This is a genomic window from Candidatus Parvarchaeota archaeon (assembly GCA_016866895.1).
Lineage (GTDB): Archaea > Micrarchaeota > Micrarchaeia > Anstonellales > VGKX01 > VGKX01.
In genome coordinates this window covers 1-9,756 of the sequence record VGKX01000027.1, presented here as the reverse complement: position 1 = coordinate 9,756, position 9,756 = coordinate 1, and the positions used below count along the sequence as shown (strand labels likewise).

12 protein-coding genes are annotated in these 9,756 nt (G+C 46.9%); 10 read left to right on the top strand and 2 right to left on the bottom strand.

Annotation, left to right across the window (positions count from 1 at the left end; translation table 11 throughout):
* Nucleotides 1-12: 12 nt before the first annotated feature.
* Complete coding sequence (locus tag FJZ26_01890; GenBank protein MBM3229157.1) at nucleotides 13-705, bottom strand: hypothetical protein; 693 nt, start codon at nucleotides 703-705, stop codon at nucleotides 13-15.
* A gap of 104 nt (nucleotides 706-809) precedes the next feature.
* Here FJZ26_01890 and FJZ26_01885 point away from each other — a divergent pair, with 104 nt between their 5' ends.
* The 3 genes from FJZ26_01885 (at nucleotide 810) to FJZ26_01875 (ending at nucleotide 2,657) form a co-directional block, all read left to right on the top strand.
* Nucleotides 810-1,535 (top strand): hypothetical protein, encoded by a 726-nt coding sequence (locus tag FJZ26_01885; protein MBM3229156.1) that lies wholly within the window; start codon nucleotides 810-812, stop codon nucleotides 1,533-1,535.
* Between the two features lie 132 nt (nucleotides 1,536-1,667).
* Nucleotides 1,668-2,132: a hypothetical protein gene (locus FJZ26_01880; GenBank protein MBM3229155.1), complete on the top strand. Its 465-nt coding sequence runs from the start codon at nucleotides 1,668-1,670 to the stop codon at nucleotides 2,130-2,132.
* A gap of 33 nt (nucleotides 2,133-2,165) precedes the next feature.
* Entirely contained in the window at nucleotides 2,166-2,657 is a 492-nt protein-coding gene (locus FJZ26_01875; protein MBM3229154.1) for a hypothetical protein, read from the top strand.
* Between the two features lie 92 nt (nucleotides 2,658-2,749).
* Here the strand turns inward: FJZ26_01875 and FJZ26_01870 are convergent, their stop codons facing one another.
* Nucleotides 2,750-4,024 carry a hypothetical protein gene (locus FJZ26_01870; protein ID MBM3229153.1) on the bottom strand — a complete coding sequence of 425 codons (1,275 nt, stop codon included), beginning with the start codon at nucleotides 4,022-4,024 and terminating at the stop codon, nucleotides 2,750-2,752.
* A gap of 246 nt (nucleotides 4,025-4,270) precedes the next feature.
* Between FJZ26_01870 and FJZ26_01865 the strand changes: the two genes are divergently transcribed.
* The 7 genes from FJZ26_01865 to FJZ26_01835 all read left to right on the top strand — a co-directional run bounded on the left by FJZ26_01865 (nucleotide 4,271) and on the right by FJZ26_01835 (nucleotide 9,576).
* On the top strand, nucleotides 4,271-5,563 hold the full coding sequence (locus tag FJZ26_01865) for an aminotransferase class I/II-fold pyridoxal phosphate-dependent enzyme (protein MBM3229152.1): 1,293 nt from the start codon (nucleotides 4,271-4,273) through the stop codon (nucleotides 5,561-5,563).
* A 383-nt stretch (nucleotides 5,564-5,946) separates the two neighbouring features.
* Nucleotides 5,947-6,273 carry a hypothetical protein gene (locus FJZ26_01860; GenBank protein ID MBM3229151.1) on the top strand — a complete coding sequence of 109 codons (327 nt, stop codon included), beginning with the start codon at nucleotides 5,947-5,949 and terminating at the stop codon, nucleotides 6,271-6,273.
* A 17-nt stretch (nucleotides 6,274-6,290) separates the two neighbouring features.
* Entirely contained in the window at nucleotides 6,291-7,229 is a 939-nt protein-coding gene (locus FJZ26_01855) for a hypothetical protein (GenBank protein ID MBM3229150.1), read from the top strand.
* Between the two features lie 184 nt (nucleotides 7,230-7,413).
* Nucleotides 7,414-7,749 carry a DUF736 domain-containing protein gene (locus FJZ26_01850; GenBank protein ID MBM3229149.1) on the top strand — a complete coding sequence of 112 codons (336 nt, stop codon included), beginning with the start codon at nucleotides 7,414-7,416 and terminating at the stop codon, nucleotides 7,747-7,749.
* A 24-nt stretch (nucleotides 7,750-7,773) separates the two neighbouring features.
* A complete protein-coding gene (radA, locus tag FJZ26_01845) occupies nucleotides 7,774-8,778 on the top strand; it encodes a DNA repair and recombination protein RadA (GenBank protein MBM3229148.1) in 1,005 nt (334 codons plus the stop codon).
* A gap of 145 nt (nucleotides 8,779-8,923) precedes the next feature.
* Nucleotides 8,924-9,178, top strand: a complete 255-nt coding sequence (locus tag FJZ26_01840) for an AbrB/MazE/SpoVT family DNA-binding domain-containing protein (protein ID MBM3229147.1) — start codon at nucleotides 8,924-8,926, stop codon at nucleotides 9,176-9,178.
* Complete coding sequence (locus FJZ26_01835) at nucleotides 9,178-9,576, top strand: type II toxin-antitoxin system VapC family toxin (protein ID MBM3229146.1); 399 nt, start codon at nucleotides 9,178-9,180, stop codon at nucleotides 9,574-9,576. Before FJZ26_01840 ends, FJZ26_01835 begins: the two co-directional genes overlap by 1 nt.
* Nucleotides 9,577-9,756: the final 180 nt, after the last annotated feature.

The window sequence follows — 9,756 nt, the reverse complement described above, 5'->3', positions numbered from 1 at the left end:
TGGCGATTTGCTCTATTCTGGCGCCAAAACAAGCGCACCGAAGCGGTGGGATGGCTGCTGGCTGAAGTCGACGTAACGCTTGAGGTCGCTGTCGTGTTCGAGATACCAGCGAGTAGCAAGGCCAACGTAAGGGCTGCCATCAAGCCGCGAGAGAAAACGTGCTTTGGAACTTGAAGAATCGACTTCTTTCCCGGTTGGGATGCCAAACTCTGGGTCAGACATGTACCAGCCGTTGCTACTTGGGAAAGCCGTTATTGCCTTTATTTTTGACTGGTCATGGACCTTGACAAGCACGTCGTTCCCGCCCTTGTCCTCATACGTGATGAGCGACCACCCATAAGAGTCAAGCGTTTGGCTTACTGCAAGAATGATATCTTTTGCGCCCTGAAATCTTGCAGGAACTTCAAAAACAAAATTGGTTTTAGTGTCCGAGTCAGCATACTGAATGGTGCTTGCAAGCATTTTGCCCGGCGCCTCGTATGCGCCCATGGTGGCTGACCATGCCGGGAAGGTTTGTTCTACAAACGGCGAAATTCCTGCTGTTAACCGCCTAAACCCCGTCTTTACCAGCCTCTTGTCAAACTCCTTGTTGGTGAGAAGACTGAACCTGCACTGGTTCGCAATCTCAACTACCTGCCGCTGTGTCTTGCCAAACATGCCCATAGGTTCTGCAATCCTGACAACTTTTTGTGTTTTCATTTCCATTTTCACCAGCCTCCATTGTGCTTTTCTATGTTTATTTATGGAAGAAGGAGTATTTAATATTCTGTGGCATTGTAACAATACCACTAATGGAATAGAGGGATGAAATGGAAATTCTTGAGAAGGCAGGGCTGTCAAAAGGCGAGGGAAAGGTCTATGCCGTGCTGCTTGATGGGGGCAGCCTGAGCCTGCAGGAGATACATGAGCGGGCGGGAATTGAAAGGCGCAACGTCTATGACACCATAAACAAGCTCATCAACAAGGGGCTGGTTTCCTATTACGAGGAGAACAGGCGCAAGGTCTACAAACTGACGCATCCGAAGAACTTGTTGGAGTTTCTTGGCAGGCAGGGGCATGAGATAGAGGAGAGGAAAGCCGCCGTGGAAAGTGAGCTTCCGAAAATGGCCGCGCAGTATTCGCAGGCAAAGGCAAAGGTGAACGTGCAGGCATATCGCGGCAAGGACGGGATAAAGGCGCTTTTCAATGAGATGCTGGATTACCCCGACCACTATTTTATCGGCGGCAACTGGGGCATGAGGAAATACGTGGGGGAGGAGTGGTGGCGTCTTTGGAACAGCAAGCGCGAGAAAAGGAAAATCAGGTGGCATGACATTTTGACCAAGAGAATGTTCGCAGCCCAGCCTGCGAAGCTTGAATATTACGAAAAGAAGGTGCTGCCGCCTGAATTTGATTCGCCCAATGTTATATTGGTTTTCGGGGATAGGGTGGTGAACCTCTTCTGGGTGGAGCCGCCATTCGCATTTGAGATACAAAACGCGGAGATAAGCAGGAACTATCTGGGGTATTTCAGGTATTTGTGGAAGAGAATTTGACGCCATGAACTTCGTTTTACTAAGCCATTTCAACTACCTGTGGAAGCGCCTTGGGCCGCTCAAGCCGTCCAAGCCACAGAAATAAGCTTTTTCCACCTCTAGCCTCCAACATCCTCTTCCCGCACCTACTTTGTGCCCACCTTTGTCGAGGGAAAAAACTTAGGGGTTGAAAACACTGCAGTGTATTTGGATTGCGCAAACGTTTCCGACTCGTTTGACCCTTTCACAACAAAAAACGCAGCATTTAATTTTTCAACAATGGACTGCGAGGCCTTGTTCGGAGCTTACAGGGTGCTGAAAACAGGCTTTACAATTCATGCCTACAACTGTGTGAACATGCAGCGCTGCTTTGAGATGGATAGCTGCAAAAACTGCACTGACTCGTACTTTTGCCACAACTGCGAGAACCTTGACAACTGCATGTTCTGCTTCAACACAAAAAGCAAGCGGTTCGCGATTGGGAATATTGAGATGCCTCGCGAGAAATACCTGGAAATAAAGCAAAGGTTAGTCAGGCAAATGGCTCAATGGCTGGAGAAAAACGGAAGGCTGGACTATGACATATATGACGTGTTATCAGAAAGAAAGGGGAAGTAGTGTTTAATTAAACAGCTTGCTAAAAAACAACTCATGAAATTCAAACTAACGCCCAACCTTGCCTACTTCATCGGCTTATGGAAGGGGGCGCGGATAGCAAAAGGAATCGGGGTTAGGGGAAGCAGGGGGCTTGTTGATGCATTCTGCCTGTGCGCAAAGCAGCTTAAGCTTCCCCCGACAGGCAAAGTCCTGGTTTCAGGAGACTCGGCCTTTTTTTTCCACTCTGCGTACAAGGCGTATTTTGAGCAGGTGCTAGGCCGCCAGCTTGAAGTTTTCAAGCACAAAAACGACTACTCTGCGGCATTTCTTGCAGGCTTGTTTGACTCGTGCGGGAAGCTTGACGAAGCGGGCAATATCATGTTTTTGCATGCGGATGCTTCAGATGAACTTCTCTTGCTGCGGCTTGGCTTGAAGGCAAGAAAGTCGGGAAAATCGGTCATAATCAAGGACCAAAACGGCTTGCTTGTGCAACTAATTGGAAAATTCTCAAAAAGCTTGGAAGCTGAAAAAGCCCCCCAACCCTAAAGCTGGAAAAGAAAAAAGATAGGCAAAAAGGCCTGGCAAATTTTTCAAGTAGGCAATTTATCCCTAGGCCTGTCGTTTCTACACACTCTTCCTTATTTTGGCAGTATTGTTATCCCTATCTGGCCTTCCTGGGATTTTGGTGCAGCATTACCGGTCTCATAAGGCTCATAAACAGGGGCCGGGACTATTATTTCGTAGTTCCTGAAGACAAACGTGTTGTCCTGCTCTACTGTGCCCCCTTGCCTCAGGTTGCCTTCAAACTGCTCTCCATATGCCTGCCAGTCGCCAACAAGGAAAAATGTCGGAAGCGCCTTTACACTGTACTTGGCTGCAAGTTCCTGGCCTTCCTTTTCAGATATGTCGTATTTTTTCAGCTCGGCTATTTTCACGCCCGCCCCTTCAAGGCTGGTTTTGAAAAGCGACATGTCTGAGCAGTTTGCGCACTTTGCGTCCTTGAGCACTATCATGCTCAAAATCCCCCGTGTCCTGTTTTGGGCAAAATCGTAGTATGGGGGGACCTTCAGCGTGAAAACATATTTTCCATCCTGCACTTTTCCAATTCTGCTCCACTGCGCAGCCATGTTTTCGTATGCTGCAAAGTCCTCGGAAAAGACTGCAAAAGGTGCAAAGTCAAGACCGTATTTGGCTGCAATATCCTTGCCTTCCTTGCTCCCAATGTCATAAGTGACCTGCTTTCCAAAGACCATTCCGTTGTTTTTCAGTGCTGCCACAAGCTGTGTTATGTCAGAGCACTGTGTGCAGCTTTTTGCAGCAACTATCGTTGCCTCAACAACGCCTACTCGCTTTCCCATTTCAATGTCATAATATGGAAGTGCGGGGTTTGCAAACAAAAGCGCATCAGGCTTTTTAATCCAGCCTATTGTTGAAGTCAGGTTGTCAATCTTGCCTGTGATTATTGCCGCTGGAGCCTTTTTTATCCCGTATTTTGCAACAAGCTCCTTGCCCTCCTTTGAGTTGTATGCATAGTTCTTCTCGTCAAATCTAAGATTTGCCTCTGTCATAACAGGTCCTAGCTGCGTATTGAGGCTTGAGCACTCAAGGCAGCCGGGGGCGGTAATTGTAATAATTGCAATGTCCTTGCCCTCCTGCGGCGGCTGCATTCCTGGTATCCTGTTTCCCTGGAGGAAGAAAAATACCGCAACAATCAATACTGCAAGCAGGGCAATCTGCGGCAGGTATTTTTTCAGGCCGTTTGCTGCGTGGTGTGCCGCATGATGGTGTGCCTGGTGCGCCCCGTGCGAGTCAGTATGCTGGTGGTGCGCCGGGTGTGCATTTTTGGAGGCAGCGTGCTGGCTTGAATGATCGTGCTGGTTTTGCCCGTGCTCTTTTCCCCTGTTTGCGGCCATAGTATCACCTTAATTAGACACCTTATTTGACGCCTTATCAATGTCCCTCAAATCTTTTGAGTTCTTTCAATAGTTTTGCCTTTCTTACATTTGATTTGGCAAAATTAATTGCTGCTTTAGCTTCTTAAACATATTTGCCGGCACCTTGGTGAAAAAATCACAAAATTTGGCTAATGGAACTGACAGCTAGGTTGGTAAAATACTACGTTTATAAGTTTTCAGCAACATAAAATATTGTGAGTTTGGATGTCTTCTGTAATTATCAATAGTCCGGCAAGTGGCTCAAAGCCAATTATAAAACAAGGTTTGTGGAAAGGCTACAAAACACCTGGCTTGATAGGGCCTGTGAGATGGGATGCCTTTAGAATGCAAAGCATACTTGCCCATTTTGGAATTGACAAGAAAGGTAGAGGAAAATCGGTAATAACTCCTGATTTCACTGGAACTACTGTTCCTGCAGAAACCTGCGAAGAGCTTGGAAAAAGATTTGCGGATGTTGCTGCTGCAAGAATGGGTCTAATTTATGCACGACTTGGAAGCATACCTGGCTTTGAACTTGAATGCGGGCTTACTGGACTTCATGGTAACGGCGACACTCTTGTTTTTTCAAGTGGCATGGCAGCAATAAGCCACCTTATCCTGGCACTTGTCAGGCCAGGGGACAACATTGTCTCCCATGGCACGATTTATGGTTGCACTGATGATTTGTTCACGCACGCTCTTCCTCAGATGGATGTGGAAACGCGGATGATAGACCTGCGCGACCTTAAGCTTCTAGCAAAGCACATTGATGAAAACACCTGCGCTGTTTTTCTTGAAACCCCGGCAAATCCGTCACTTACTCTGATAGACATAGCGGCAGTTTCTGAAGTGGTCAGGGGAAGGTGTCCAATCATAGTGGACAACACATTCATGTCCCCAGTTCTTCAAAATCCGTTTGAGTCAGGCGCAGACATTGTTGTCTACTCATTGACAAAATCAATAGGTGGGCATTCAAATGCGATGGGGGGCGCTGTGCTTGGCTCAGGCCAATTGATTGATGAGCTTTGGGTTACAAGAAAGGATTATGGTGGCGTGCTGCCTGCAAGGGAGGCAAGTGCATTTCTTGAAGGCGTTAAGACTCTGGATGTGCGTGTAGCCAGGATGCAGGAAAATGCGGTAAAAGTTGCACAAATGCTTGCCAAACGGAACGAAGTTTTCAAAGTGTTTTACCCTCTTTTTGATGAACAATACAAAAGCCTTGAGGTCAGGCAAATGCAGGGCCCTGGCTACATGATAGCATTTGAGCTAAAAGGCGGCATGGAGGCTGGAATCCATCTGCTGAACAACTTGAGTATGATACCAATTGCCGTGAGCCTTGGCGGTGTTGAAACACTGGTTTGCCATCCTGCCAGCACCACACACTCGGTGATTGAACGTGAAAAGAGGATTGCAAAGGGCATCACGGATGGTTTGGTGAGGCTCTCCGTAGGGATAGAAAACGTGGACGATATCCTAGGCGACCTAACTCAGGCATTCACGCAATTGGGCCGAAACTAATTAAGAATCGGGATTGCGCTGTTCCCCATATGGCAGTTCGTAATGCTGGTGAATAACTAAAGGGTTGAAGACCTTAAGGGACCATCTGCCTAACGAAAGTTCCCTTATGGCAGTTCGTAATGCTGGTGAATAACTAAAGGGTTGAAGGCCTCAAGGGAGCAATGGGCTTGCACAGTTCCCTTATGGCAGTTCGTAATGCTGGTGAATAACTAAAGGGTTGAAGGCCTCAAGGGAGCAATGGGCTTGCACAGTTCCCTTATGGCAGCACTGGAAAGTACCCCTGCCCCTGCTTTTAAACCCCCTGCCCGCCAACCATAATCACTAAATTCCGCCAAACGGATTTCCAACTTGTGCAAAAAAGCGCAATGTTGGAGGTGATTTGAATGAAAAAGGAAACAAGTGGCGCGGGTGGAATGCCACAGGGAAGGGCGCAGGCAGGTTCTTCTTTTGTGGGTTCTGGCACGCAGGGAAACAACAGAACAGGCTTTCGGGAAGAGAAGCAAGCAGAAGGCCAAACTGAAGGCTTTCAGGCAAATGCAGGCAGTCAAAGCTTTAGCTTAAGCGACATAAGCTCTGGTGGGGACATGAAAGCGGCAAGAAGAGCTTCGCGCCTGGTTGCCTCACACCACCCATACTCAGTTCCAATGATTTCAATACATGATGGCGGCTGGGTGAATAGGGGATACAAAAGGTGGCTGGGTGAGAAGTAAATCCTCGGTGATTGTAGATGCGCGCTAAGCTTGTTGAAAAAAAAGAACCCGCAAAGCCCGATTACTTTGGGGCTGCCTATTTTGGCCTTGTTGCCCTGTTTTGCATCTATGAGCTTGCAGCTGGGGCAACGTATTTGTCGCCATATGTTGTCGCCCCGATTTTTTATATGCTAATTACGCTTGCCGTTTTTGCGTTCCCCATGATGCTATATCTTCATTTTGCGGGGCTTGCAACAAGCATGTTTTGGGATGTGAAAAAAGGAAGGCAGAGGATTGACAGTGCTTTTTCAATATTTATCGGACTTGTCTTAATAACTTCCATTGCCTGGGGCTATTACAATAAAATTGAACCCCAGTCAAGAAGCGAACTTGTCGGCCCTGTTGCACTTGGAATGTTTGCAATTTCCATTGCACAATTGGTGATTGTTTCATATCCATTTGGGCTTAAAGGATCAAGACCTGGGTTGAGGCTTGTAAACTGGTCCTCCAACATCTATAAATTTGGGCTTGGCCCTGCAATGACTTCTTTTGCCACCCTATTTTTAAGTGCGCTTTTGTACGGACTTGCCATTGGCAATAGGGACATGGAAGGCCGTCTTATTAGCATATTGTTCTACTTCATTGTCCTTTTGTTTGTCATTTACAAGATAAAAAAATGGCTTTTGGAGAAAGGCAAGATAAATGAGAAGGGTGCCTATGGGGAATATATGGACGGCAAGACCAAGGATTTGTTTTACCCGCTCAACGGCTACGATGCCATAGGCGCACTTGCAGTTGCTGTTTTTGTCCAGGTGCCACTCTACTATTTTTCAGGGAACATAAGCCAGATTCAAATAGATTTGATAATTTTTTCATTCACTTATGCCGCCCTTGCGTTCATTGAGTTTAATGGTTACAGGCTTGTCAAGGAAAAAGACGGCACGGCTGAAGTGTTTAGCGTTTGGAAAGGAAACTGACTGACAAATCGCTTTCAGAAAAGATAGAAATTCTAAATTATTGCCAAATTAAGAGGTAAAACTCACTGGAAAACAGGTCTGCCCCTGCTTTTAAACGCACCCGCCCAAACCATATCACTAAATTCCGCCAAACAACGCAGGGATTTCCAAGCCTGCAACAACGCATGCTTGGGAGGTGAGTGAAATGGGAAAGGACGCAAGTGGCGCAAGCGGAATGCCACAAGGAAGCTTGAAAGGGCATACTTCTTTTGTGGGTTCCAGTGCAGCAAATAGTGAGCAGGTGTTCACTGAAAGCGACTTTGACATGCAAAGTGCAGCCGCAGGTGAGCAAAGGCCAATCTTGGACAAAGGCGCAAGGCCTGATTTTAGGGTTGTCCAGCCCGAGGTTGACAGGGAAGGCAAGGTCGTGTTCAAAAACGTAGGCGCGCTTTGGAAAAACACATCCAAGGCAGGCAGGGATTTTTACACAATGAAAATCGGGAAGCTGAGGCTTCTTGTTTTCCCAAACAGCAGGCAATAAAAACAAAATCAAGAGGTCGTTATTATGGCAAAATACGCAAAAACTCCAAACATTCCCGAGGACGCTGACGAAATAGACATGAAGATGAAGAAAAAGGCAAAGGTTCTTGAGGATTTGCCAGGCGTCGGGCCTGCAACCGCTGAAAAGCTGCGCAAGGCAGGATACGACACGCTTGAAAAAATAGCCGCAAGCTCTCCGCATGAGCTAGACGAGATTGCCGAACTGGGCGTTGAGACTGCCAAAAAGACGATTGCATCGGCACGTGACGCCCTTGAGATGGGCTATGAAACCGCGGATGCGATACTGGAAAAGCGCAAGAACATAGGCAGGATAACGACTGGTTCAAAGGAGCTTGACGCGCTTATCGGGGGCGGGGTTGAGACAATGTCCATAACAGAAGCATATGGCAGGTTCTCCTCTGGCAAAAGCCAGCTAGGATTCCAATTGTCAGTAAATGTCCAGCTGCCGCCAGAGCAAGGCGGGCTTGGGGGCGGCGTTCTATTTATTGATACTGAAAGCACTTTTCGGCCTGAGCGGATTAAGCAGCTTGCAGAGGCCAAGGGGCTTGACCCTGCAACGATACTCAAAAACATACATGTTGCAAAAGCAGTTAACTCAGACCACCAGATGATACTTGCTGACAAGGCCGAGGAGGTCATCAAGCAGCACAATATCAAGTTGATTGTAGTTGACTCGATGACAAGCCACTTTAGAGCCGACTATGTTGGCCGCGGGGCGCTAGGGGAGAGGCAGCAAAAACTCAACAACCACATCCACAAGCTGCAAAAGCTTGCAGATGCGCACAATATTGCAGTGTTCATAACAAACCAAGTGATGGACAACCCAGGGATACTTTTTGGTGACCCGACTGTGCCAATTGGCGGCCACGTGCTTGCCCATGCTGCAACCTATCGGCTCTATTTGCGAAAGGGAAAGGAGGAAAAACGCATTGCAAGGCTTGTGGATTCGCCAAACATGCCGGAAGGCGAGTGCGTGTTCAAGGTTACGCCAAAGGGATTGGCGGACTAGAAACGACATGCTGCGAGCTTATCATAAATTACCGTTTGGCAATATTTTGCAAGTTTCTTGTTCCTATCCTTTTTAATATTTTTTCATATAAATTCATACTAAATATTTAATTTAGTATGAAAATATATATGGATGGTGAATGACCATGACTTGCATATCCGAAAGAGGTCAGATTGTGATACCAAAATACTTCAGGGAAATGCTTGGCTGGCAGGTGGACACGCCGCTTAGATTCAGCTTGGATAAAAACAAGCTGGTTGTGGAGAAGAGGGAGTCAATTGCTGACGATATGGAGAGATTTGCGAAAGAATGCAATGTTGGCCTGAAAGGCAAACTGGATTTTGATGATGAATACGATGCGGCAATTCTGAAAAAATACAAGAAAATGGGGTTGTTGTAATGTTTATAGATGCTAACATTTTCATCTCAGCGTGGCTTGGGCGAAATGAGGCGGCTAGGAAATGCAAAGAATTTTTTAAAAAAATCGAAAGTGGGGAGCAGCGTGCAATAACATCTGTGTTAGTGTTCGATGAAGTCTTGTATACACTGGAAATAAGAACTGGTGACAGGGAAAAATCTCTTGCAGCAGTAAGAAAAATGTCCATACTCCCAAACTTGAAGATTTGCGAAGTGTCGCCAAGGCAACTGAGCAATTCCTTTGAGATTTACTCGAAGCATGGACTCAAGCCGCGCGATGCCCTGCACATCGCAACCATGCTAGAGAATGGCGTTTCCACCATGCTTTCTTTTGACAAGGATTTTGACGGGGTTAAGGGGATAGAAAGGATTGAACCTTAAAATTAAAGGAGGCAATATGCTGGCTTTTTTGGCAGCACGATCCCATCACGTTTTTTTCCAAACAATCCGGGAAGCCTCTGCAAGGCTCCACAAGCTTACACACAGTGCCGCAAGAAATTCGGGTATTGCAACCCCGCTTCCAAATCCGACGGATTTTTGGAAAAGCCAGACAAGTCCGGC

Coding starts and splice junctions, on each gene's coding strand:
- FJZ26_01890 (MBM3229157.1), bottom strand. CDS start 705: ATGGAAATGAAAACACAAAAAGTTGTCAGGATTGCAGAACCTATGGGC.
- FJZ26_01885 (MBM3229156.1), top strand. CDS start 810: ATGGAAATTCTTGAGAAGGCAGGGCTGTCAAAAGGCGAGGGAAAGGTC.
- FJZ26_01875 (MBM3229154.1), top strand. CDS start 2,166: ATGAAATTCAAACTAACGCCCAACCTTGCCTACTTCATCGGCTTATGG.
- FJZ26_01870 (MBM3229153.1), bottom strand. CDS start 4,024: ATGGCCGCAAACAGGGGAAAAGAGCACGGGCAAAACCAGCACGATCAT.
- FJZ26_01865 (MBM3229152.1), top strand. CDS start 4,271: ATGTCTTCTGTAATTATCAATAGTCCGGCAAGTGGCTCAAAGCCAATT.
- FJZ26_01860 (MBM3229151.1), top strand. CDS start 5,947: ATGAAAAAGGAAACAAGTGGCGCGGGTGGAATGCCACAGGGAAGGGCG.
- FJZ26_01855 (MBM3229150.1), top strand. CDS start 6,291: ATGCGCGCTAAGCTTGTTGAAAAAAAAGAACCCGCAAAGCCCGATTAC.
- FJZ26_01850 (MBM3229149.1), top strand. CDS start 7,414: ATGGGAAAGGACGCAAGTGGCGCAAGCGGAATGCCACAAGGAAGCTTG.
- radA (MBM3229148.1), top strand. CDS start 7,774: ATGGCAAAATACGCAAAAACTCCAAACATTCCCGAGGACGCTGACGAA.
- FJZ26_01840 (MBM3229147.1), top strand. CDS start 8,924: ATGACTTGCATATCCGAAAGAGGTCAGATTGTGATACCAAAATACTTC.
- FJZ26_01835 (MBM3229146.1), top strand. CDS start 9,178: ATGTTTATAGATGCTAACATTTTCATCTCAGCGTGGCTTGGGCGAAAT.